Below are 23,026 nucleotides of genomic sequence, written 5' to 3' on the forward strand. Positions count from 1 at the left end.
GAATCATCAACATGTCGCCGTGCAGAGCCCGGGCCGATATGGTTGAGCACGGCGTTTCGACGTGGCGCTCATCCATCACGACGGGTGCTTTGTCGGCGACAGCAGGTTCCGAGCGGTCGCGGAACGGCAGCAGGTTCCGCGCCATTTTCGAAAATTATTTCTGACAGGGGGCAACATGCAAACAACCTGGATCATGGTGGCCAACGCAGGCCGCGCACGCATCTTTTCCGAATCCGATCCGTCGCAACCATTGCAGGAAGTCGAGGACATGGTCAGCCCGGCCGCGCACTTGCGCGAACTCGACCTGGTGACCGACAAGATGAGCCCGACGTCGGCGACCAATAGCGGTCACAACGTCGGCGGCACCCAGGGCGTCGGTTTCGCCCACAACGCCAAGGTCGGCACGCCGAACAGCCAGTACCAGCCGGCCCAGACGCCGACCGAGCACGAGGCCGAGAAGTTTGCCAAGGATATTTCCAACTACCTGAAGCAGGCCCACAACGAAGGCCGCTTCAACCAGCTGGTGATTTCGGCCTCGCCGCAATTCCTGGGCACGCTGCGCAGCAACCTGGATTCGACGGTGCAGCCGCTGGTCAAGCTCGAGATCAATAAAGACTACACGCAAGTGCCTGTCCAGCAGTTGCGCGAGCAGATCAACGCACAGCAGGACAAGTCGCAGTAAGGACTCCAGGGCGGCTTCAAGCCGCCTTTTGAGTTAGCGGGTCCGCAAACAACAACGCCACCGCGAAGGTGGCGTTATCGTTTGCGCGGCATGCCGCTCAGCCGAAGATGAAGTACAGGATGACCAGCACGACAGCCGGGATACCCAGGAGCCAACCGATGAAATACTTACCCATGATCATTTCCTTTCAAAAGCGTTTGTCGATGGGTTCATCTTGCTCCCGCACGCGCGCCATGTCCGTTAGACACTGCACGCAAGATAGCTATTGATGCGCTAGCGGTGCTCGCCCAAACCGGTCACTGCGCTTCCGCTGCCGCGCCGAAGATCGCCTGCAAGTCCTCGGCGCGGATGGCCGGCGCCAGTTCGGTCTCGCCCTGCAGCATCGCATTCGCCAGTTCTCCCTTGCGCCGCTGTAACTCCTGGATGTTTTCTTCCAGCGTCCCGCGCGCGATCAATTTGTAGACGAACACCGGCTGCTCCTGGCCGATGCGCCAGGCGCGGTCGGTGGCCTGGTTTTCGCTGGCCGGGTTCCACCATGGATCGAAGTGGATGACGGTGTCGGCGGCGGTCAGGTTCAGCCCCACCCCGCCGGCCTTCAGGCTGATCAGGAACACGCCGACCTGCCCCGACTGGAACGCCGTTACCGGCGCAGCGCGGTCCAGCGTGTCGCCAGTCAGCAGGGCGAACTCGATCTGGCACTCGCGCAGGCGCTCCTGGATCAGCGCCAGCATGCTGGTGAACTGCGAGAACACCAGCACCTTGCGCCCTTCGCTGCGCAGGGTGGCAAGCAGCTCCATCACCGTGTCGAGCTTGGCCGAGCCGGCCGCGCTGTCCGCTTCCAGCAGGCGCGGATGGCAGCATACCTGGCGCAGCTTGAGCAGGGCGTCCAGGATCACGATGTGGCTGCGCGCCAGGCCCTTGCGATCGATCTCGGCGCGCACCTTGCGGTCCATCGCCACCCGCACCGTTTCGTACAGGTCGCGCTGGGCGCTGCCCAGTTCCACCGGCAGCACGATCTCGGTCTTGGGCGGCAGCTCGGTCGCCACCTTGTCCTTGGTGCGCCGGAGCATGAACGGCTTCAGGCGCCGCATCAGCAGTTCGCGCCGCGCATTGTCGCCGCCGGTTTCGATCGGTTTGCGGAAATTGGCGTTGAAGGCTTTCTCTTCGCCCAGCAGCCCCGGCATCAGGAAGTGGAATTGCGACCACAATTCGCCCAGATGGTTCTGCACCGGCGTGCCGGTCAGGCACAGGCGATGGCGCGCATCCAGCAGGCGCGCGGTCTGCGAGGCCTTGGTGCGGCTGTTCTTGATGTACTGCGCTTCGTCCAGGATCAACAGGTGGTAACGATGGCGCCGCAGGGCTTCTTCATCGCGCCCGAGCAGGGCGTAGGTGGTCAGCACCAGGTCGGCCGCGCCGATGCGGTCGAACTGCGCCGCACGGTCCTTGCCGTGCAACAGCAGCACGCGCAGGCCGGGGACGAAGCGGGCCGCCTCGGCCTGCCAGTTGGGCATCAGGCTGGTCGGCGCCACCACCAGCGCCGGCGCGTCCAGCCGCCCCGCTTCTTTCTCGAGCAGGATGTGGGCCAGGGTCTGGATGGTCTTGCCCAGGCCCATGTCGTCGGCCAGGATGCCGCCGAAGCCGTAGTCGCGCAGGAACTGCAGCCACGATAGCCCGGCATGCTGGTAAGGGCGCAGCTCGGCCTGCAGGCCGGCCGGCAGCGGCGCCGGAACGATGCCGTCGAACCGGCTCAGCTTGTGGCCCAGTTCGCGCAGGCGCTCGCCGCCGAACCAGCGCAGCTGCGCCGCCGCTTCCAGCTGCGCCAGGCGCGCGGCGTCGGCCATTGGCAGGCGCAGCGCGCTGCCCCCACGCTCGCCGAAGTACAGCTCGCCCAGCGTGGACAGGATCGGCTTGATGCGGCCCCAGGGCAGCACCACGCGGGTGTCGTCCGGCAACTGGACGACCAGTTCCTCGGCATCGTCGCGCGCCGCCAGGCCGGCGGCGTTGAACTGGCGCGGCGCGCGCCGGATCATCTCGACCAGCACCGGCAGCAGCGCGTGGCGGCGGCCGCCGACCAGGATGCCGAGTTCGAGCGCGAACCAGCCACCGGCGCCCTCGCCTTCCTCGTTCAGTTCGGCGTACCATTCGTCGGGTTCGAGCAGCGTGTTGTAGCGGAAATCGTCGCCGATCTCGATCTGCCAGCCGGCGGCGCGCAGGCGCGGCACCTCGCGCCGCATGAAGGCAATCCATTCCTCGGGGCTGTCCAGTTCCAGCAGGTCCGGGCCGCTGGAATACTGCGACGCTTCCGACGGATCGAAGCCCAGTGCGCCGAGCAGTTCTGCCGCGGCGCGCTCCGCCGCCAGGTCGCGCTCGATCAGGTCGACCGTGTTGTCGACCACCCGGCGCAGCACCGGCTCGTCGACGTCTTCGGTGGACATGCCGTCATAGTCGAAGACCAGCATCGCATAGTCCAGCGTTTCCGGCTCGTCGAATGCGTCGTCCTCTTCGCTTTCAAGGTACAGGACTGGCGTCGGCACGCCCTTGCGAGTGTTCACTTGCAATACCTCGGGCGCGGGCAGCATGCCTTCCAGGCCCAGCTCGGCCAGGCGCGTCGCCACGCCGGCGCGTTCGTGCGCTTCGAGCAGCGGAGATTGCGCCACCAGCTTGATCAGCGCCGCCGGCGGCGTCGCCGCATACTCCTCGGGCAATGCCAGCTCGCCGAATGCGCAGGCGTCGACGTAGGCGACTGGTTCGGTCGGCAGGACGAAGTCGATGGCGCCGCCATCGGCGGCGTGCCAGGCCAGCTTGACGTCGCCGACATCCTGCATGAACGATTTGACCGGATGCCAGGCCAGCGTGGCCTGGCGCCGCGGCCCGGGCGTGATGGGAAACAGGTCGCCACGCTTGACGCGTTCGCGGCTGCCGGCCAGAAACAGGCGGCCCTCGGCGCAGGCGCGCGCCAGCAACTGGGTGGCGAGCGGGCCAGCCGGCTCGGCGTCGCCGGCATAGCGGTTGCCGGCGCACAGCGCGGCGTACAGGCGCAGCAGCGGTTCGTCGTGCGGGTCGATCCAGCCAGGCGGCGTCGTCAGCAGGCGGTAGATATCGTCCTGCAGGGTGGCGCCGCCGATGCTGCCGTCCTTGCGCAGGCGCGCCTTGCAGGCGTTCAGGCGCAGGGTGTTGTCGTTGGGGTGCGGGATCAGCGCGAACACCAGCCGCTGCGGGGGCGATGCGCCCTGCCGCGGCCGCGACTGCACCAGCGTTTGCACCAATGCGGCCTGCTGCAGCCAATGGTCGGCGCGCGACGACATCGTGCCCCGCGGCGTTACCGAGGCTCCCTGTGCTGCCTGCGCCATCTGCGCCAGCCGCTCCTGCACGACCAGCAGCACCGCCGCCACGTGCTTGCAGTTATACGATACCGGGCAGCTGCAGTGGCCACGGATCGCGAGCGGGCGCCCGCCGGCGCCGGGCGCCAGCTGGATCGACTGGCGGTAGATTTCTCGGCCGCTGCCGGCGACTTCGCCGTCGACGCCGGCATCCTGCACCGCCACGCTGACCACCTTGCCCTTGCGGACATAGTCGGCCCCGCGATCATAGTTGGTGCTGCCGCAGCAGCGCTCGATATCTACCGGAGTAAATTGCATGGGTTTTCCGCCGTTTCGGTCAACGCGATATTATGACCGAACGGCTGACGGCATAACGCCGAGGCGCCTCAATCGCGCCCCGGGAACGCCCGCTGTTTCAGCTGCCGACGACCTTCAGCTGCTCGACGTCCAGGCTCGGGTCGCCGAACATTTCCTTCTCGAATTCACCGATCAGTTCCACGGTCACGTTGTGGTCGACCGTCACGCCTTGCGGGAAGCGGTCGGCGTCGATCTCGACCACCATCTTGCCGCTGGCGTCGGTGAATTCGTAGTCTTCGTCGCCCTTGTGGCTGGTCAGCTTGCCTTTCAGGCGCACCATCTGGTCGTCCTTGCCCTTGGCCAGCAGGTCTTTCACGCTCATCAGGGGCGCGCTCGACGGGCCGGTGTAGCCGGACTTGGCGGCCGGTGCGGTTGCAGGTGCGGTCGCTGCTGCCGGCGCCGGTGCGGTCTGTGCGACCGCGAAGGCCGAGGCGCACAGCAGTGCGGCGATGCTGGAGAGTTGAGCGATGCGGGTCATGGTCGGTCCTTTCAATGGGTTGGCGTGTTTGTCGCCTTCGTCGGGAAGGCATGGACGCATTAGACCGGCCGTACATTAACTCGATCTTAAGTTCGCGATCTTAAGTTCGCTCCATATCGAGCGACACCGCCAACCCGCGCCCGTCCAGCCCCGGCCCGAATCCGAGTTGATAGCCATGCAGGTCGGCGATGCGGCGCACGATCGACAGCCCCAGTCCACTGCCCGGCTGCGCCGTGCCCAGCACGCGGAAGAACCGTTCGCTCAGGCGCCGGCGGCTGGCTTCATCCACGCCGGGACCATCATCGCGCACCACGATGCGCGCCCCCGTCCCGACGCGGCGCGCCTCGATCTCGATCCGGCTGCCATCCGGGCAGTAGCGCAGCGCGTTATCCAGCAGGTTGCGCAGCACGATCTCGAGCAGCTGCGGGTCGGCCTGCACGGTCTCTAGGCCTCCCTGCAGCGTCATCGCAATGCCGCGCCGCGCCGCCTCCTGCGCATGCGTCGCCAGCAGGCGCTCGGCCAGCGGCTGCAGCGCCACCTCCTGGCGCACCAGCTGCTCGTGCGCCAGCGGATCCAGGCGCGCCAGCGTCAGCAGGCTGTCGACCAGCGCCGTCACGCGCGCGATGTCGGCGCGCAGCTTCCGGAACGGTTCGGCCAGGTCCGGATGCTGGCGCTGCAGCAGCTGCACGTGCATGTGCAGGCCGGCCAGCGGCGTGCGCAGTTCGTGCGCGGCGTCGGCGGTGAAGCGGCGCTCGGATTGCAGCGCGACGTCGAGCCGCCCCAGCACCCCGTTCAGCGCCGCCACGATCGGCAGCACTTCGCGCGGCTGGCCGGCGGTATCTACCTGCGCCAGGTCGCCCGGCGTCTTGGCCGCGATGCTGGCGGCGGTGGCGCGCAGCGGGCGCAGGATGCGGCCGGTGATCAGCCAGCACACCAGGCCCAAGAGCAGCAGCACGCCCAGCACCGGCAGCCACAGCGACTCGGCCAGTTCTTCCAGGATCTCGTAGCGCTGCCTGGTGCGCTGCCCGACCTGCACCTCGACGTCGCGCGCGGCGTCGCGCACCACGAACACGCGCCAGCGCTTGTCACCCACGAGCGCTTCGGCGAAGCCGTCGTCGTCATCGAAATTCGAGACGAAAGGCCGCGCCGGGGCGTCGCCGGTGCGCTGGATCACGCGCCCGGCCGCCACGATCTGGTACTGCATGTCGACCTTGCGGCCGTGCGCGCCGTCGGCGCCGCGTTCGTGCAGCAGGCCGCGCTCGTTCCAGTCGGTGGTGGCGGCCATGATCATGTAGCCCGATTCTTCCAGCGCGTCGTCGAACACGCCATTGGTTTCCTGCCAGGCGATCACGGTGACGATGCCCAGGCTGACCAGCCACAGCGCCGTGCTGGCGGCCACGATCGCCCCCAGGAGGCGGCGGCGCAGCGACCAGGGCGCGCGGCCTTCCTTCACGGTCTCATTCGCCATCGTTCTTCAGCCGGTAGCCCAGGCCGCGCACGGTGACGATGCTGTCGCTGCCGAGCTTCTTGCGCAGGTTGTGGATGTACACCTCGATCGCGTTGCTTTCAACCTCGTCGCCCCACCCGTACAGAGTCTCTTCGATCTGGGCGCGGGTGACGATGCCGTTCTTGCGCAGCATCAGCGCGTACAGCACGTTGTACTCGCGCGCGGTCAGCGCCACCGGCTGGCCGTCCAGCGTGGCGCCCTTGGTGTCGAGATTGAGCGAAATGGCGCCGTGGGCCAGCACGTTGCTGACCTGGTCGGCGCCGCGGCGCACGGCGGCGCGGATGCGCGCCGACATCTCTTCCAGCTCGAACGGTTTCACCAGGTAGTCGTCGGCGCCCATGTCCAGGCCTTCGACGCGGTCGGCCAGCGCGTTGAAGGCGGTGATCAGGATCACCGGCACCCGGTTGCCGGCCTTGCGCAGCGCGGCCAATAAAGCGTCGCCGGACAGGCCGGGCAAGCCGCGGTCGAGCAGCACGCAGTCGTAGCGGTGCGTCATCAATGCGGTCTGCGCCGAGTCGCCACGCCGCACCCAGTCGACCGCATGGTCGTCCAGGCGCAGCCAGGACTGGATGGTGTCGCCAAGGGAGGTGTCGTCTTCGACCAGCAGGATGCGCATGTTCAGGACCCGGGAATGAATGTGGCCGCCAGTATGGCGCACCGCCGGCACGCTGCCAACGGCTCCCGAGTGTGCCGGGCGAAGATGAACCCGATCTTAAGCGATCAGGACTTCTTCTTCAGCGCCGTGCCCTTGTGCGCCGCCTCGGCGCCGGTCTTGTCGCTGGCCACCAGGTATTCCGGATTGTCTTTCGAAGCCGCCACGTGATGGCCCTTGATGTCGGTGGGCGAGGTCAGCTTCTTCTTGACCTTGCCGGTGACCGTTCCCTGCGACGAGGACCACTGCACCTTGTCGCCGGCCTTGAATGCGTTGCTCATGCTGGACTCCTGGAAGAAAAGGCGAAGCCCATTTGAGCATGGATCGCGGGCGCGCCGCGCGCCATCAGCGTGACAAAGCGGCGACAGGCAGCGTCGCGATGACGCCGGACGCGGCCCGCCGCGCCCGGGCTACTCACCTCACTTCTCGACCATCTGGCGCATGCGCCGGCGCAGTTCGCGCTCGCGCTTCTCGTGCGCCGCCCAGTCCTCGCACACGGCGCGCCACAGCGACACCAGCATCAGGATGATCACCACCGAGAACGGCACGGCGAACACGATGGTGGCGGTCTGCAGGGCTTTCAGGCCACCTGCCAGCAGCAGGCTGATGGCCATGCCGGCGATCAGGCCGCCCCACATCAGCTTGCTGCGGGTGGACGGATTCGGGTTGCCCTTGCTGCTCATCATGCCCAGCACCAGCACCGCCGAGTCGCCCGAGGTGACGAAGAACACCAGCACCAGCAGCGTCGCCACGCCCGACATGATCATCCCGAACGGCAGCGCGTCGAACAGCGCGAACAGCGCGGTGGCGGTGTCGACCCGCACCGCGTCGGCAATCGGCACCTGATGCCAGATCTGCAGGTTCAGGGCGGTGCCGCCGAAGATCGAGAACCACAAAAAGGCCGCCAGGGTCGGCGCCAGCATGGTGCCGACGATGAATTCGCGGATGGTGCGCCCGCGCGAGACGCGCGCGATGAACAGGCCGACGAACGGCGACCACGAGATCCACCAGGCCCAGTAGAAGATGGTCCAGCTGCCGACCCAGGTGCTGTCGCGGAACGGCGTGGCGCGCAGGCTCATGCGCACGAACTCGGTGACGTAGCTGCCCAGGGTGCTGGTCAGCGTGTCGATGATGGCCACCGTCGGCCCGACCAGGAACACCACCAGCGCCAGCGCCGCGGCCATCAGCATGTTCACGTTCGACAGCAGCTTGACGCCGCGCTCCACGCCGCTGACGGCGGAGGTCAGGAACAGGGCGGTGGCGACCAGGATGATGCCGATCTGCGAGACCGTGCTCACTTCCAGGCCGAACACCGTGTTCATGCCGTTGTTGATCTGCAGTGCGCCGATGCCGAGCGAGGCCGCCACGCCGAAGGCGGTGGCGACCACCGCCAGCCCGTTGAACAGGCCGGACAGGCGCCGGACCGGCTTCCACGGCAGCGCGTCGGTCGCGGTGCTGACCAGGGCGTCGCCGCCGCGCCGATATTGGAAAAAAGCGATTGCCAGCGCCACCGCGCTGTACACCGCCCACGGGTGGATACCCCAGTGGAAGAAGGTATAGCGCATCGCCACCCCGGCCGCTTCCGGCGTGTTCGAGACGGTGCCGGGCGGGGCGTCGATGTAGTGCGAGATCGGCTCGGCCACGCCGAAGAACACCAGGCCGATGCCCATGCCGGCCGCGAACAGCATCGAGAACCAGCTGCCGAGCGAGAACTCGGGCTCGTCGTCCTCGTCGCCGAGCTTGAGGTTGCCGTAGCGACTGAAGGCCAGGAAGGCCACGAACACCACCATGCCGAGCACCACCCACAGGTAGAACCAGCCGAAGTTACGGGTGATGGTGGCGAGCGCGGTGTCGAACACCGCGCCCATGGTCGAGGGCGAGATCACGCCCCACAAAACGATGGCAAGGATGAAGCCCGCCGAGAGTGCTGTCTGCATGTGTCCTCCAGAGACAGTAACGCGCGCAGGCGTCGAAATTTATGAGTAGATACATTTAAAATCAAATGTAATTATATTCCTAACATCGGATTATTGCTGAGCGATAGCCGATTTGTACGCACTCGACGTCGATTTTGCCCCACATCCGGCATGGAATTGCCGCCAAGTTGGCGCTTCGTCATCGGCGCCACACCCGAATGGCAAGGCTTGCAAATTTCGCTACTAGCCGAGCCACAAAAGACGCGTTTGGACGCATAATCGCTGTAACCACGTAAACACGTCGCGCGATGCAAACCGGTTCCGATGTTGCCCTGACTTCTGCCTGCCAGCCATTGCGCTCGCCACGCATTACGCGCATCTCGCGTCTCTATGAAGTCATGGACCTGATGCTCGACTCGGTCGGCGATCCTCTGGCGCTGGGCAGCCTGGCCGCTTCGGCCAGCTATTCGAGCTACCACTTCGACCGCATCTTCCGCGAACTGACCGGCTTCTCGGCCGTCGAATACCAGAGAAAGCGCCGGCTGCGCCGCGCCGCCCATCTGCTGCGTCACGAGCCGGACGTCGCGGTCGGGCGCATCGCCCAGGATTGCGGCTTTCCATCGAATGCGGCGTTTGCCAAGGCCTTCCGCCAGCAGTTCGCGATGTCGGCCAAATCGTGGCGCGAAGGCGGCTGGCGCGCCTACATGGACGCCCAGGTCGGGCGCGAGAGCGACGTCAGTTTCTTCGTGGCCGAACCGGGCAACCTGGCGGCGCTGCAGGCGCCCTATTGTCCGCCCGAGCCGGGCAGCGTGGCGGCGCGCGTGGAAGTGCGCAAGCTGCCGGCGGTGCGCCTGCGCTACCAGCGCTTCTTCGGCCAGTCCGGCGCGGCGCTGGCGCTGGCCTGCAACGCCTTCGCCGGCGCCTGCGAAGACGCGGCCGCCGTGGAACGCGGCGCGCCCTGGTATGGGGTGTTCGACGAGGATCCGGGCTTCACCGGCGAGCGCGAATACTGCTACGACTTCGGCGCCGACGCCGCCGTGCTGGACGACCCGGCGCTCGGCCTGCGCCTGCTGCCGGCCGGCAGCTACGCCTGCCTCGACTTCCGCGGCGAGTGGCCGCGCTTTCGCGCCATGTACGAGGACTGGCTGGAGCGCCAGGCGGTGTGGCGGCTGGACAGCACGCGGCCGCACATCCAGCGCGTCGAACGCCAGCGCGACGGCGGCTGGCAGGGGTGGCTGGCGCTGCCGGTCAAGCGGCGCTAGGTTCGCCGTTCGCCGGCCCGATCCGCATGAAGCGGCTCAGCACCAGCACCGGCACGCTGGCCGCCAGCACCCACACGAAAAAATCGCGGTAGCCCAGCGCCGCCTGGATGTCGCCGCTGATGGTGCGAAACAGCACGAAGCCGAGCTGCATGAAGCCGGTGCCGAGCGCATAGTGGGCGGCCTGGTAGCTGCCGCTGGCCAGCACCTGCATGATGAACAGGATCACGCCGACGAAGCCGAAGCCGTAGCCGAACATCTCGATCCCGAGTGCGCCCGCGATCAGCGGCAGCGATTCGGGCTGGGCCTCGCTCAGGTACCAGAACACGGCGTTGGGCAGGTTCATGGCCACGATCAAGAACGGCATCGCGCGCTTCAATCCCAGCCAGGCGGTGAAGTAGCCACCCAGGATGCTGCCCGCCAAAAAGGCGCCGGTGCCGACGGTGCCGTAGACCCAGCCCACTTCGGAGGTGCTCAAGCCGAGCCCCCCGACCTCGCGCGCGTCGCGCAGGAACAGCGGGCCGATCGACTGGATCTGCCCTTCGCCGGCGCGGAACAGGATGATGAACAGGATCGCGGCCCAGATGCCGGGACGGGCGAAGAAGGTCTGGATGACGTCCACCAGCGTGGCGCCGATCGCGCGCACGCTTTGTTGCACGTTTTGTCCCGCCTGCGCCGCCACGCGCGGCGTGGCCGGCAGCGCGCGCACGTGGTACAGGCCGAGCAGCGCCATCAGGCCGCCCAGCAGCAGGAACACCGTGGTCCAGGCCGACGTCACGCCCAGGCGCCGTTCCAGCTCGCCGGCCAGGATCAGCAATCCACCCAGCGACAGGAACTTGGCGGCGTTGAAGAAGGCGCCCTGCCAGCCGGCATAGGCGGCCTGCTCGCGCGCGTCGAGGCTGGCGATGTAGATGCCGTCGGCGACGATGTCGTGCGTGCTGGACGCCAGCGCGACCAGCGCCAGCAAGGCCATGCACAACGCAAACCACATGGGAAGCTGCAGCGCCAGCGCCACCAGCGCCAGGCAGGCGCCGCCGATGACCTGGCACGCCACCACCGCCATGCGCCGGCTCGGCGCCAGCTCCAGGAAGGGACTCCACAACGCCTTGAAGGCCCAGGCCAGGCCGAGCAGGCCGGTCCAGCGCGCGATCTGCTCGTTCGGCACGCCCATGCTCTTGAGCATCTGGCCGGCCACCAGCGCCACCGCGTAGAACGGCAGGCCCTGGGCCAGGTACAGGGTCGGCACCCAGGACAGCGGATGGCGCTTGCGAACCGGCGGCGGCGCCACCGGATCGGAGACGGGAGCAGATGCGGAAGCGGAATGCAGCGCGGTCATGGCGACTCCGGAATCAAGGTGACAGGGTGACGGTTCGGCCAACGCGGCCACGGGTATCGACGCTGGCCAGCTTCACCACCTGCGCCCCTTCGAGCGCCACCGGATGCAGGTAGCGCGGGCTGTGCGCGCCGGGCGCGCTGCCGTCCAGAGTGTAATGCACGCGCATGCCCGGCAAGGCGATGTTCGCATGCAGCCGGCCGTCCACCAGCAGCGCGCCCGGCGGCGGCAGGCGGTAATGCCAGGGGTCGGGCATGCGGTCCAGCCAAGGCAGCACGCGCTGGCCGAGGCGGTTGGCGAATTCGTTCCAGTCGGCCGCCAGCGCCGTCGTGGCGCCCTCCTTGCCCGCCGCATGCCACCCCGGGTCAGGCGCCCATGCACGTTCGGCCAGCCCGATCATGCGCGGCAGCGCCAGGTATTCGAGGCGCGCGCGCGAATGCGTGTTCTCGCCCCACAGCTGCCCCTGCAGGCCCAGGATGCGCGCGCGGCCGGCGCTCTCCAGCGGCATTAACGCGGCCAGTTGCGCCGGAGCGGGCGCGCGCCCCATCGCGTCGCGCGCGGGCAGCACCGGCGCGTCGAGTGGACACATGCCGAAGGCTTCGCGCGTGCCGACGAAACCGGCCCAGTAGTAGCCCGGTTCGTCCGGGTGCTTGGCGTAGGCGAAGTCGAAGTACAGGCTGGCGGCGCTGGCCAGCACCACCTGGTGGCCGGCATTGGCCAGGCGGCTGGCGCAATCCTCCTGGCCGGAGCCCCAGCCGTTGTTCCAGACGTAGACGTGGAGGTCGCGCCTGGCGTCGTCGGCGTCGGAGGCCAGCGCCGTCTCTTCCCAGCCGGCGAAGGCGACGCCGTGGCGCGCCAGGATCGCGCGGCAGCGCGCCTGGAAGTCGGCGCGCAGCGCGCGCACGTCATGCCAGCCGCGTTCTGCCATCAAGGCGCGGCAGGCGGGCGAGCCAAGCCAGGCGCCGCCCGGCACCTCGTCGCCGCCGGTATGCAGCACCCGCAGCGGCACGCCGGCCTCGCGGTACAGCAGCGCCACTTCGCCGACCACGGTGTCGATGAAGCGATCGACCGAGGGCAAGGCGATGCACATCACGTTGTCGTGCCACAGCTGCACCGATTCGTAGATCGAGGCGTCGTCCGGATCGTGCAGCAGATAGCGTTGCGCGCCCTCAAGGTCGCCGGCCGCCAGCAGGCGCGCATGGCGCACCCGCATCGCTTCCACCGCCGCGCGCGCGTGGCCGGGCATGTTGAATTCGGGGATGACCTCGATGTGGCGCGCATGCGCGTAGCGCAGGATGGTCACGAAATCGGCCGCCGTATAGAAGCCGCTGCCGTTCGAGCCGCCGCTGGCGGCGCCGGAGCCGAACGACGGCGGCAGGCATGGCGCCTCGCCCGGACGCGGCACGCCGCGGCGCGCCCCGACCAGGGTCAGTTCGGGCAGCGCGCCGATCGCCAGGCGCCAGCCTTCGTCGTCGGTCAGGTGGAAGTGAAAGCGATTGAGCTTGTAGGCCGCCATGCAGTCGAGCAGGCGCAGCACCGTGTCGACGCTGGCGAAGTGGCGCGCCACGTCCAGCATCAGGCCGCGGTAGGCGAAGCGCGGCGCGTCCAGCACCGCGCCGGCCGCCAGCGCGCCTTCGGCGTCGACCAGCTGCGCCAGGCTTTGCAGGCCGTTGAAGACGCCGTGCGCGCCGGCGCCGCGCACCAGCACCCGGCCCGGTGCAATCTCCAGCAGGTAGGCTTCGCGCGCCAGCGCCGGATCGGCCTCCCCCGCATCGACCGCGCCGGTTTCCAGCACGATTACGCCGCCGCCGTCCATCGGCAGCGCGGCCAGCAGCGCGCGCAGCCAGGCCGCCTCGGCGTCCAGCCCGGCCCCGTGTTTGATGCGGGTGGCGCGTCCCAGCAGGCAGCGGCGCGCATCGAAGCGCGCGCTGCGCGGACGCGGCGTGATGCGCCCGACCTCGTCCGGCGGCAGGGGCGACAGCGCCGCGTTCTGCTCGAAACGCCAGGCCGCGTCGGCGGTCGGCAGCAGGTCGCCGCGCATGCGCTGGCGCTGTTCCGGCCGGGTGAACGGCGCGATGATCGGGTCGCCCAGGTCGATCGCCGCGCCGCCGTCGCCCGGCGCCAGGTAGAAGCCGAGCGGCGCGTCTGTGATGCTGATCGCCCAGTGCAGCGCCTCGTACTCGATCGTGTGGCGCTGCCCCGGCAGCCAGGGGCCGCCCTGCGGCATGGTCAGGCAGAACAGGTCGCCGTTGACGTGGGCGATCGCGTAGCCGGGCGTGACGCTGGGCGCCAGCACCTTGCGGCAGGTGTTGAAGTACAGCGCCCAGCCGGGGGCGATCTGCCCGGTTCCATCGTTGCTGAGGCTCAGGCGCGCCGTGAAGGCATCGTCGCGCGTGACATTGGTGAGGCATTCCCAGGCGATGCCGATCGCCCGGGACTGGAGCCGCCGCGCCGACATCTACAGCTTGCCGCGCAGGCCGAGATAGAAGGTGCGGCCGTTGGAGTAGAACGCGCGCGGGCGGTCGTGGTTCTCGGCATACATCTTGATGGTCTCGTTGGTCAGATTGAGCGCGTCGAAGGTCAGCGTCAGCTGCTCGCTCAGCTTGACGTTGAGCGAGGCCGCCAGCGACGGCATGCCGTCCACGTGCTGGCTGGCGCCGCGGTCCACACCGGCCTTGTAGCGCGAACGGTAGTTATAGGCCAGGCGCGCCGAGAAGCGTTCGTTCTCGAAGTAACCGGTGACGTTGTAGGTGTTCTGCGAGGAGTTGAGCAGCTCGCCGCCATCGTCCAGCTCACCGTCGGCGAAGGTGTAGTTGACCAGCATGCCGAAGTTGTTCCACAAGGGCTGCTGCCAGCTCAGTTCCACGCCGCGGTTCTTGCCGCTGGTGTTGTAGGGCGAGGTGATCTGGTATTCGGTGCGGGTTTCGCGCTTGTTGTTGTAGTAGGTGCCGACCGTGGTGCCCTGGGCCACGATCGAGCGCAGGTCCATGTAGAACAGGCCGGCCGACAGCAGCGCCTTGGGCGCGTAGTACCACTCGGCGCCGATGTCGAAGTTGGTCGAGCGCACCGGATCGAGATTCACGTTGCCGCCGCTGCCGCTCAGGGCGTCGTCGTTGAGCGAGACCGAGCCGCCCAGCGCGCTGTAGTCGGGACGCGCGATGGTCTTGGCCAGCGCGGTGCGCAGCACCAGGTCGGGCGAGACGTCATATTTCAGGTTGGCGCTCGGCAGGTAGTCGCGGTAGGTGCGCTTGAAGGTGGTCGGGGTGTAGTCGCCGAAAGCCGAGCCGGTGATCGGCGCCGGGCCACCCGGCAGGTTGACGGTCGTGGTCTGGCGTGTCTCGACGGCGCGCAGACCGATGTTGCCGCTCCAACCGTCCCCCCCGAAATCGACCATGCCGTACAGCGCCGCGGTCTTCTCGGCGACCCGGAATTCGTTCATCCAGTTGTGGCGCAGCACGTAGTCGAGCAGGCGGTTGCCGGGAATCGCGCCCCAGGCGCCGAGCGCGGCGCCGTCGTACTTGAAGTAGTTCGACGATACATTGCCGCCCAGGTCGTTGCCGAAGTCGCCCGGATACAGCTGGCCGCTCCAGGCCGGGCCGGGATTGGTGAAGCCGACCGGACCGGGACGGGTTTCCAGCGGTTGCTCGGCGGTGCGGGTGTGGTCGGTCCAGCGCGCGCCGAAGCGCACGGTCTGGAAGGTGTCGTTCTCCAAGCGCAGCTCGCCGTCGAGCTGGGCGTATTTTTCCTTGTCCACCGATTGCGATTCGCCGCCGCCGGCCCAGGCGGTCGAGCCGGGAGAAACCGTATTGCCGCCGGGGTAGCTGACCGATGCCGGCGACAGCCCGTTCAAGCCGTAAACCATGCCGCCGTCGACGTTGTTCTGGTAATAGACGTCGTCGCGGTCCCAGCCTGCGCCGTGGGTCTTGCCGGCCTTGCCCGACAGCGTGAAGCGGTCGTTGACGCGCCACTTGCCGTTCAGGTCGAGATACCACGATTCGCCGCCGGCGTCGGGGCGGTAGATGTTGTCGACCTCGCCCGCATTGCGGGTGAAGGCGGCGCCGACCAGGGTGTTGTTGCGCACCACCGGATCGATCGGGATGAGGCCCAGGCTGTTGATCGAGTTGGCCGGCGCCGCCAGCCAGTTGGTGTTCTGGTGCGGCGCTTCCAGCTTCGAATAGAAGCCGTTGAAGTCCAGCGTCAGGTCGCGGCTGGGACGGATTTCGGCATCGAAGGCGCCGCCTTCGCGCTTCTTGGTCTGCTCGAACAGCGCGGCGCCAATAAAAGTAGGCACCACCACGCCGGCCAGCGACGGATTGGCCAGCGCCGCCGCGCTGGTGGCGCTGATCGGGGTGTAGCCGAGGATTTCCTGGCCGTCGCGCCGCACCGAGGCCTTCTCGGAGAAGGCCTGGACCAGGATGCCGGCGGTATTCTCGGCGTTCTTCCAGCTCACCAGGCCGGACAGGTGCGGCTCGGTCTTGCCGGACAAATCGTTGTAGTTGGCCTGGATCGAACCTTCCACCGTCAGCTGCTGCCTGAAGTCGAGCGGGCGGCGCGTGATGACGTTGATGGCGCCCGAGACGCCGCCTTCGACCAGGTCGGCGGTCGGGCTTTTCTGGACCACGATCGAACCCACCAGTTCGGACGGCAGCAGCGAGAAGCTGCTCGAGCGGCCGACGTTGCCGCCGATCTGGTTCAGCACGAACCAGTCGCCGGTGCTGATCGCGTGGCCGTTGAACAGGGTCTGCTGCAGGCTGGGGCTGGTGCCGCGCAGGCTGACGCGGTCGTTCTCGCCGAAGCCGCCCTCGCCGCCGGCCGACGATTGCGTATTCACGCCCGGCAGGCGCTGGATCGCGTCGGCCACGTTTTTGTCGGGCATCTTGCCGATGTCCTCGGCGGTGACCACCTCGACCACGGAATCGGCATTGCGCTTCTGGCGCAGCGACTGTTCGAGCGCGGCGCGCACGCCGGTCACGACCACGGTCTGGGCGTCGCCCGCGGCCGGTTGCACGGGTGCGGTCTGGGCCTGGGCATGGCCCTGGTGCATTGCCATGATCACTCCCGCCACCGCCGCCGCGACCGCGGTGGGCCTGTATTGCCGTGCCATCAACTCGTTCATGTGCTCTCCCAAAACCAGGTTGGTCATCTTCACACCCTTGCGCTCGCAACAGCCGGGACGTCCGGGCGTCTCATTTCTGCTTGTGCAGCGATTGTGGTGGCATCCGCGCGGCCATGTTTGTCAAATCTTGCTATCCGCGACAGGATTTCATCGGCGTGTCATGCATATGCGGCAGGCTCGGCAGTGGCGCCGCAGCGTGCGCGTCGGTTTTTCCTGGCATCCAAGACCGATGTCGACATCTTTTACATATTGATTTTGAACAGATTTTGCGCAGAAATTTTTATTTTTATAATCAACCAGTTGTCGCGTTGGCATGGTTGATGCATCGCGCATGGCATGGCGCACGCGAGGGGCGTGCCACTGCATTGGCGTAACGGCACCGCTCCGAGGTCCGGCACGCCGCTTACCTGTCGGAGGCGTATTACATGAAGAAAACCATGCTGCTTGCCCTGATGTTGACGGGCGTGATGGGGTCGGCCAAGGCCGACGTGCTGCTCAGCGAAGGATTCGACGACGTCGGCGCCCTGGCCGGACAGGGCTGGGTGTTCAGCAACGAGAGCGTGCCGCCGGGACCGGTCAGCGGCTGGTTCCAGGGCGACGAGCCCACCTTCGAAGCCCAGCGTGGCGCTCCCAATGCCTACATCGCCTCCAACTACCTGGCCGCCGAGCCGGGCGGCATCCTGGACAACTGGGTGATCACCCCCGAGTTCTCGACCGCGAAGAACGTGCTGGTGTCGTTCTGGCTGCGCGCGGAGCCGTTCGAAGGCACCAGCGACCAGGTGCGCTTCGGCTTCAGCGACGGCAGCGACGACCTGCTCGACTTCGCGCTCGACACCACGGTGACTGTCCCCACCGACGGCTGGACCCGCTACACGATCAGCCTGGGCGCCCAGGGCGAGGGCTCGACCGCGCGCTTCGGCTTCCAGCATGTCGGCATTTCCGACCTGTCCAACTACGTGGGCCTGGATACGCTGACCATCACCGAGGTGCCGGAGCCGTCGATGGCGATGATCCTGGGGTTGGGATTGGCCGGCTTCGCGCTGGCGCGCCGCCGCCGCCAGGACTGAAGCGTTTCACCCGGCCGGCGGCGTGCGCGCCATGGCCAGCTTGAGCGCCTCGAAGCAGGCCGCGTCGAGCGCCGTGCCGACCGTCTTCTCCATCATCTCGAGCGCCTTCGGCACGGGAATCGCGCCGCGGTACGGGCGCTCGGCGGTGATGGCGTCGAAGATGTCGGCGGTGGTGATGATGCGCGTCTCGAGCCGGATGTCGTCGCCATTCAGGCCGCGCGGATAGCCGCCGCCATCGAGCCGCTCGTGGTGCGCGCCGGCGATCGACGCCAGCTCGGAGAACGCGGCGATGCGTCCCAGGATGGTCTCGGTGTATTCGGCATGCTGGCGCACCGCTTCCCATTCGTCGCGGTCGAGCGCGCCGGCCTTGTCGAGCACGCTGTTGCTGACGCCGAGTTTACCGACGTCGTGCAGCAGCGCGCCGCGCCGCAGCCAGCGGCGCCGCTGTTCGGACAGGCCGAGCGCTTCGGCGATCATGTCGGTGTACAGCGCCACGCGCGAACTGTGGCCGCTGGTGTAGGGGCTCTTGGCGTCCACCACCTGGCCGAAGGCGGCGGCGATGTCGTCCAGGTAGTCGTCGTCGAGCGCCACTTCGTGGCCGGCCGGCTCCAGCGCGAACACGGCGCCGTCGATGCCGGGCCCGGCCAGCACCTCCCAGAACGCATCGTCCCGCGCCACGTTCTCGAACGCCGCCACCAGCTGCGGATCGAACCAGCTGCCGGCGCGCGCCGCGGCTTCGCGCAGCGCCGCCGCGCGCCCGCCTTCGGTATGGAACACGTCGATCACCTGGGCCAGCAGGGCGATGCGCGCATATACCGGAATCGCTTCACCCACGAGTCTGGCCGGCTTGCCGTTGCCGTTGAAATGTTCGTCCAGCGAATAGATGCCGTCCGCCACCCCGTCCGGAAAGCGCAGCAGGCGTGCGATGTCGGCGCCGCGCTGGCAGCGGGTGGCGATCAGGCCATGGGCGATCTCGGGGCCGTCGCGCAGAATCGTCATCACGCTGCGGAAACGATCGGCCAGGCCGGCCTTCAGGCCGGTGTGCTTGAGCACGAAACCCAGCACCTGCGGCAGGCTGTCGCCAACGGTCTTGAAGCCGCGCTTGAAACCGAGGTCGTCGGTCAGGTACAGCTCGCAGATGCGGGCGGCGTTGCTGCTGCAGCCCAGGTCCTTGAGCAGCAGCGTGTAGTACAGCTCCCATAGCTGGTCCTGGGTCAGCCCGGCGGCGCGCCCGACGTGCATGCCGATCCAGCAACAGCGCACGCAATGTCCCGCCGGCTGGCCCTCGGTGATGTCGAGCGCGTAGCTCAGCGCCCCGATCAGTTCGGACAGCTTCATCGCGCTGGGGGCGAGCGCGTCGGGCGGGACGGAAAGCGGCTTCATGACGATCCAATAAATTCTGAAATGCAATAAACATTGATGGTACGCCATAAAACCATGCCATGCGCATGGCCGTCCAAAAGCGGCTTGCAGATGCGGCAGGCGCGCCACAAAACGTCGCGTGGCAGGCATTTTTGCGATCGTGCTCCCCCCTTTGTCTCGCCGCGCTAGACTGGTTTTGTCACGTCTATCGGCACCCGTGGAAGGACCACGCCATGCTCGGCGCAACCAATGGCAGCTCGACTTCGGTCTGGATGGACACCGCCGCGGTGCCCGTCTTCCCTCCCCTGGCCGGCGACCTCGAGGCCGGCGTCTGCGTGATCGGCGCCGGCATTGCCGGCCTCACCACCGCTTACCTGCTGGCGCAGGAAGGGCTGGACGTGGTCGTGATCGACGCGCTCGGCGTCGGCGCCGGCGAAACCGGCCGCACCACGGCCCACTTCTTCCCGCCCGACGAATGGTATGGCGGCATCGAACACCGCTTCGGCGCGGCCCAGGCGCGGCTGGTGGCAGGCAGCTATGCGCACGCGCTGGAGCTGGTGGAAGGCATCGTGCGGCGCGAGCACATCGATTGCGGCTTCGGGCGCCTCGACGGCTACCTGGTCGGGGCCTATGCCCCGCGCGCCGACGGCATCGTTGCCGACAGCACCGCCGCGCGACTGCAGCACGAACGCGACGCCGCGGTGCGCGCCGGCGTCGCCGCCGATCTGCTGCCGGCGGTGCCGGGGCTGGACGTGCAGCTTGGTCCCTGCGTGCGCTATCCGGGCCAGGCCCAGTTCCAGCCGCTGCAGTACCTGGCCGGACTGGCGCGCGCGTTCAGCGCGCGCGGCGGCCGCATCCACGGCGCCACGCACGCGCACCGGGTGCGCGGCGACCACCGGCGCCAGGTGGTGGCGACCGACCGCGGCGCCATCCGCACCAAGGCGGTGGTGGTGGCCACCCACACGCCGTTCAACGACCGCGTGGTGATGCACACCAAGCAGGCCGGCTACCGCACCTACGTGGTCGGGCTGCGCTTGCCGCGCCCCGGCGTGCCGCGCCTGCTGCTGTGGGACCTGGGCGACCCCTATCACTACGTGCGCCTGGCGCAGGACGGCGCGGGCAACGACGTGCTGGTGGTGGGCGGCGCCGACCACAAGACCGGCCAGGACGCGCATCCCGCGCACCGCTACGACGAACTGGAACGCTGGGCGCGGGCGCGCTTTCCGATGGCGCTGGAGGTGGCCTGGCGCTGGTCGGGCGAAGTGATGGAGCCGGCCGACGGCCTGCCCTTCCTGGGCCGCAATCCGATGGACGACGAGAACGTCTACCTGATCACCGGCGACTCCGGCAACGGCATGACCCATTGCACCATCGGCGCCATGCTGGTCACCGACCTGATCATGGAGCGGCCGAATCCGTGGAGCGCCTTGTACGACCCGGCGCGCAAACCGGTGCACGGGTTCAGGGAGTTCGCCGGCGAGCAGGCCAATGTGATGGCGCGCTACGGCGAATGGCTGACCGGCGGCGCCGTCGATTCGGTGCACGCGATCGCGCCCGGCGAAGGCGCGGTGCTGCGCGACGGCCTGCGCCGCATCGCGGTGTACCGCGATCCGCAAGGCGCGCTGCACGCGCTGTCGGCCAAGTGCACGCACCTGGGCTGCGCGGTGCACTGGAACGGCGCCGAGCGTTCCTGGGACTGCCCGTGCCACGCGTCGCGCTTCGATACCGAAGGCAATGTGCTGCACGGACCGGCGCCGACGGCGCTGGCCAGGGTCGAATTGCGGGCGGATGCGGCGCCACTGCCGCGCGAGCGGCGCAGCGGCGCGCGGCGTGGGGTGCGCTGAGGCCGCGGATGGCGGGAGCAGGACTGCTCGCCAGCTGGCTGACACGCAGCTTTCTTGCTCCCCATTAGCTCAAAAACGTCGTCCCCGCGAAAGCGGGGACGACGTACTACTGCTGACTTGCTAATGGCGGTACCAATGGCGGCCGGGGAGCCGCCCGCACTATGCTGGCAAACCGCGATCAGTAGCCGCGGCCGGTGGTGCCGCCGCCGCTGCCGCTGGTAGTACCGCTGCCGCCGGTACCGGTGGTGCCGGTCGTGCCGCCGCTCGATCTGGTGCCGCCGACGCCGTTGGTGGCGCTGGCGCCGGTGGTGCCGGTCGCGCCGGTGCCGGTGCCGCTGACGCCGCTGGCGCCCATGGTGGCGCTGGAACCGGTGTGGCCGGTGCCGCCGGTGGTGCCGTAGGAACCGGTGCCGCTGCCGCTACCCACGGTGCCGGTCGTGCCGGTGGCGCCCGAGGTGGTGCCGGTGCCGACCCGGCCGGTGGTGCCGGTCGTCCCGGTGGTGCCTGCGCGGCCGGTGCTGTCCATGGTGCCGGTCGAGGTGCCGGTGCCCATCGTACCGGTGGTGCCGGTGGCGCCGGTGCCCATCGAACCGCTGGTGCCGGTGGCGCCGGTGGTGCTGGACGAGCCGGTCATGCCGTCGCGGCGGTCACGGGTCTGGTCGCGCTGCGAGCTGCCGGTGCTGCTGGCCGACGAACTGCCGCTGCTCTGGTCGTTCATGCTGCCGGTCTGGCTGGTGCTGGTGCCGGTGCGGCCGGTCTGGCCTGCGCTAGTGCTCGTTTGAGCAACTGCGGTGGCGCTGAACATGGCGGCGGCGACCGAGGCGCCGAGCATTCCTTTGAGTAACGTATTCATTTTCATGGCGTACTCCTTTGATCGTTGTGAGTGGCAATCCCGACGACATCGCTGAATCACATCGTTGATCCGTCGAGGTAGGCATCCAGTGTAGGGATCGTCATCGAACAGCAGCGCACGGTAGCCTCGAGGAAACGATAAACATCGCTTATTGTCGCGTCATCCCCAGTGAAAATCGCGCAACCTGCTTACAATTTGAAACGTTTAGGCAGCAGGCCCGGCACTTTTGGAGGACGCCGCACGCGCTTTTCAACATCGGCGTATCATGCGAACCATGATTCCTTTCTCGATACTCGACCTGTCGCCGATCGCTGAAGGCAGCGATGCGGCCACCTCCTTCCAACGCTCCCTCGACCTCGCCCAGCATGGCGAGCGCTGGGGCTACAACCGCTTCTGGCTGGCCGAACACCACGGCATGCCGGGCATCGCCAGCGCCGCCACCGCGGTGCTGATCGGCCATGTGGCGGCCGGCACCTCGCGCATCCGCGTCGGCGCCGGCGGCATCATGCTGCCGAACCACTCGCCGCTGGTCATCGCCGAACAGTTCGGCACGCTCGAAGCGCTGCACCCGGGCCGCATCGACCTCGGCCTGGGCCGCGCGCCGGGTTCCGACCACGTCACCGCGCGCGCGCTGCGCCGCAACCTGGCGTCGGACGCCGACGAGTTCCCGCAAGACGTGGTGGAACTGCAGGATTATTTCGCCGGCTCGACCCGCCGTCCGGTGCAGGCCGTGCCGGGCGCCGGCTTGAACGTGCCGGTATGGATCCTGGGTTCCAGCCTGTTCGGCGCCCAGCTGGCGGCGCACCTCGGCCTGCCGTACGCGTTCGCGTCGCACTTCGCGCCGCAGATGATGATGCAGGCGATCGAAATGTACCGCGCCAACTTCCGTCCGTCGGCGCAACTGGACAAGCCGTACGTGATGCTGGGCTTTAACGTGTTCGCCGCCGACAGCGACGAAGAGGCGCACTTCCTGGCGACCTCGATGCAGCAGGCGTTCGTGAACCTGCGCACCGGCCGTCCGACCAAGCTCAAGCCGCCGGTGAGCGGCTACCTGGAAGCGCTCGACCTGCCGGAACGCATGATGCTCGACAGCGTGCTGTCGTGCTCGGCGATCGGTTCGCCGGCCACCGTCTCGCACCAGCTGCGCGCCTTCATCGACAAGACCCAGCCGGACGAGTTGATGATCACGTCGCAGATTTACGATCACAAGGCGCGTCTGCGCGCGTACGAGATCACGGCCGATATCCAGCGCGCGGGATAAGTGTAGGGTTGGGGGGGGC

16 protein-coding genes are annotated in these 23,026 nt (G+C 68.0%); 5 read left to right on the plus strand and 11 right to left on the minus strand.

The annotated features are described in order from the left end of the window. The first annotated feature begins 175 nt into the window (after positions 1 to 175). Complete coding sequence (locus QPK27_RS12035) at positions 176 to 682, plus strand: host attachment protein (protein WP_290418482.1); 507 nt, start codon at positions 176 to 178, stop codon at positions 680 to 682. Positions 683 to 978: 296 nt separating this feature from the next. On the opposite strand, the gene QPK27_RS12040 is transcribed toward QPK27_RS12035, so the two are convergent. From QPK27_RS12040 to QPK27_RS12065, 6 genes are all read right to left on the minus strand, one after another. Continuing rightward, positions 979 to 4,320 carry a DEAD/DEAH box helicase gene (locus QPK27_RS12040; protein ID WP_290418483.1) on the minus strand — a complete coding sequence of 1,114 codons (3,342 nt, stop codon included), beginning with the start codon at positions 4,318 to 4,320 and terminating at the stop codon, positions 979 to 981. A 97-nt stretch (positions 4,321 to 4,417) separates the two neighbouring features. Further along, a complete protein-coding gene (locus tag QPK27_RS12045) occupies positions 4,418 to 4,837 on the minus strand; it encodes a YgiW/YdeI family stress tolerance OB fold protein (RefSeq protein WP_290418484.1) in 420 nt (139 codons plus the stop codon). 100 nt (positions 4,838 to 4,937) lie between these two features. Then, on the minus strand, positions 4,938 to 6,305 hold the full coding sequence (locus tag QPK27_RS12050; RefSeq protein WP_290418485.1) for an ATP-binding protein: 1,368 nt from the start codon (positions 6,303 to 6,305) through the stop codon (positions 4,938 to 4,940). After that, positions 6,295 to 6,960, minus strand: coding sequence for a response regulator transcription factor (locus QPK27_RS12055; RefSeq protein ID WP_290418486.1), 666 nt, complete (start codon positions 6,958 to 6,960; stop codon positions 6,295 to 6,297). The genes QPK27_RS12050 and QPK27_RS12055 overlap by 11 nt, the downstream gene beginning before the upstream one ends. Before the next feature lie 104 nt (positions 6,961 to 7,064). Continuing rightward, positions 7,065 to 7,277 (minus strand): DUF2945 domain-containing protein, encoded by a 213-nt coding sequence (locus tag QPK27_RS12060; protein WP_290418487.1) that lies wholly within the window; start codon positions 7,275 to 7,277, stop codon positions 7,065 to 7,067. A gap of 138 nt (positions 7,278 to 7,415) precedes the next feature. Next, positions 7,416 to 8,933: a BCCT family transporter gene (locus QPK27_RS12065; RefSeq protein WP_290418488.1), complete on the minus strand. Its 1,518-nt coding sequence runs from the start codon at positions 8,931 to 8,933 to the stop codon at positions 7,416 to 7,418. Positions 8,934 to 9,310: 377 nt separating this feature from the next. Here QPK27_RS12065 and QPK27_RS12070 point away from each other — a divergent pair, with 377 nt between their 5' ends. Continuing rightward, positions 9,311 to 10,174: a helix-turn-helix domain-containing protein gene (locus tag QPK27_RS12070; protein WP_290418489.1), complete on the plus strand. Its 864-nt coding sequence runs from the start codon at positions 9,311 to 9,313 to the stop codon at positions 10,172 to 10,174. On the opposite strand, the gene QPK27_RS12075 is transcribed toward QPK27_RS12070, so the two are convergent. From QPK27_RS12075 to QPK27_RS12085, 3 genes are read right to left on the minus strand one after another with little or no spacing between them, the layout of a single operon-like run. Further along, entirely contained in the window at positions 10,161 to 11,507 is a 1,347-nt protein-coding gene (locus tag QPK27_RS12075; RefSeq protein ID WP_290418490.1) for an MFS transporter, read from the minus strand. The genes QPK27_RS12070 and QPK27_RS12075 overlap by 14 nt on opposite strands. Positions 11,508 to 11,520: 13 nt before the next feature. After that, positions 11,521 to 13,962 carry a family 20 glycosylhydrolase gene (locus QPK27_RS12080; protein WP_290418491.1) on the minus strand — a complete coding sequence of 814 codons (2,442 nt, stop codon included), beginning with the start codon at positions 13,960 to 13,962 and terminating at the stop codon, positions 11,521 to 11,523. Beyond that, positions 13,963 to 16,554: a TonB-dependent receptor gene (locus QPK27_RS12085; protein ID WP_290418492.1), complete on the minus strand. Its 2,592-nt coding sequence runs from the start codon at positions 16,552 to 16,554 to the stop codon at positions 13,963 to 13,965. A gap of 491 nt (positions 16,555 to 17,045) precedes the next feature. Here QPK27_RS12085 and QPK27_RS12090 point away from each other — a divergent pair, with 491 nt between their 5' ends. After that, entirely contained in the window at positions 17,046 to 17,687 is a 642-nt protein-coding gene (locus tag QPK27_RS12090) for a choice-of-anchor J family PEP-CTERM protein (protein ID WP_290418493.1), read from the plus strand. A gap of 6 nt (positions 17,688 to 17,693) precedes the next feature. Here QPK27_RS12090 and QPK27_RS12095 read toward each other — a convergent pair whose 3' ends face one another. Next, positions 17,694 to 19,070 (minus strand): HD-GYP domain-containing protein, encoded by a 1,377-nt coding sequence (locus tag QPK27_RS12095; RefSeq protein WP_290418494.1) that lies wholly within the window; start codon positions 19,068 to 19,070, stop codon positions 17,694 to 17,696. A 212-nt stretch (positions 19,071 to 19,282) separates the two neighbouring features. Between QPK27_RS12095 and QPK27_RS12100 the strand changes: the two genes are divergently transcribed. Beyond that, positions 19,283 to 20,893, plus strand: a complete 1,611-nt coding sequence (locus QPK27_RS12100; protein WP_290418495.1) for an FAD-dependent oxidoreductase — start codon at positions 19,283 to 19,285, stop codon at positions 20,891 to 20,893. A 178-nt stretch (positions 20,894 to 21,071) separates the two neighbouring features. Here QPK27_RS12100 and QPK27_RS12105 read toward each other — a convergent pair whose 3' ends face one another. After that, complete coding sequence (locus QPK27_RS12105) at positions 21,072 to 21,752, minus strand: hypothetical protein (RefSeq protein WP_290418496.1); 681 nt, start codon at positions 21,750 to 21,752, stop codon at positions 21,072 to 21,074. Positions 21,753 to 22,020: 268 nt separating this feature from the next. On the opposite strand from QPK27_RS12105, the gene QPK27_RS12110 reads away from it, so the two are divergent. After that, entirely contained in the window at positions 22,021 to 23,007 is a 987-nt protein-coding gene (locus QPK27_RS12110; protein WP_290418622.1) for an LLM class flavin-dependent oxidoreductase, read from the plus strand. Positions 23,008 to 23,026: the final 19 nt, after the last annotated feature.

Source organism: Massilia sp. YIM B02443, assembly GCF_030411955.1.
In the GTDB taxonomy this organism is placed as follows: domain Bacteria; phylum Pseudomonadota; class Gammaproteobacteria; order Burkholderiales; family Burkholderiaceae_D; genus Telluria.

Excerpts from the sequence above, each read along its gene's own strand:
- QPK27_RS12055 (WP_290418486.1), bottom strand. The coding sequence starts at position 6,960 with ATGCGCATCCTGCTGGTCGAAGACGACACCTCCCTTGGCGACACCATC.
- QPK27_RS12060 (WP_290418487.1), bottom strand. The coding sequence starts at position 7,277 with ATGAGCAACGCATTCAAGGCCGGCGACAAGGTGCAGTGGTCCTCGTCG.
- QPK27_RS12110 (WP_290418622.1), top strand. The coding sequence starts at position 22,021 with ATGATTCCTTTCTCGATACTCGACCTGTCGCCGATCGCTGAAGGCAGC.
- QPK27_RS12105 (WP_290418496.1), bottom strand. The coding sequence starts at position 21,752 with ATGAAAATGAATACGTTACTCAAAGGAATGCTCGGCGCCTCGGTCGCC.
- QPK27_RS12095 (WP_290418494.1), bottom strand. The coding sequence starts at position 19,070 with ATGAAGCCGCTTTCCGTCCCGCCCGACGCGCTCGCCCCCAGCGCGATG.
- QPK27_RS12040 (WP_290418483.1), bottom strand. The coding sequence starts at position 4,320 with ATGCAATTTACTCCGGTAGATATCGAGCGCTGCTGCGGCAGCACCAAC.
- QPK27_RS12100 (WP_290418495.1), top strand. The coding sequence starts at position 19,283 with ATGCTCGGCGCAACCAATGGCAGCTCGACTTCGGTCTGGATGGACACC.
- QPK27_RS12085 (WP_290418492.1), bottom strand. The coding sequence starts at position 16,554 with ATGGCAATGCACCAGGGCCATGCCCAGGCCCAGACCGCACCCGTGCAA.
- QPK27_RS12045 (WP_290418484.1), bottom strand. The coding sequence starts at position 4,837 with ATGACCCGCATCGCTCAACTCTCCAGCATCGCCGCACTGCTGTGCGCC.
- QPK27_RS12035 (WP_290418482.1), top strand. The coding sequence starts at position 176 with ATGCAAACAACCTGGATCATGGTGGCCAACGCAGGCCGCGCACGCATC.
- QPK27_RS12070 (WP_290418489.1), top strand. The coding sequence starts at position 9,311 with ATGGACCTGATGCTCGACTCGGTCGGCGATCCTCTGGCGCTGGGCAGC.
- QPK27_RS12080 (WP_290418491.1), bottom strand. The coding sequence starts at position 13,962 with ATGTCGGCGCGGCGGCTCCAGTCCCGGGCGATCGGCATCGCCTGGGAA.
- QPK27_RS12065 (WP_290418488.1), bottom strand. The coding sequence starts at position 8,933 with ATGCAGACAGCACTCTCGGCGGGCTTCATCCTTGCCATCGTTTTGTGG.
- QPK27_RS12075 (WP_290418490.1), bottom strand. The coding sequence starts at position 11,507 with ATGACCGCGCTGCATTCCGCTTCCGCATCTGCTCCCGTCTCCGATCCG.
- QPK27_RS12050 (WP_290418485.1), bottom strand. The coding sequence starts at position 6,305 with ATGGCGAATGAGACCGTGAAGGAAGGCCGCGCGCCCTGGTCGCTGCGC.
- QPK27_RS12090 (WP_290418493.1), top strand. The coding sequence starts at position 17,046 with ATGAAGAAAACCATGCTGCTTGCCCTGATGTTGACGGGCGTGATGGGG.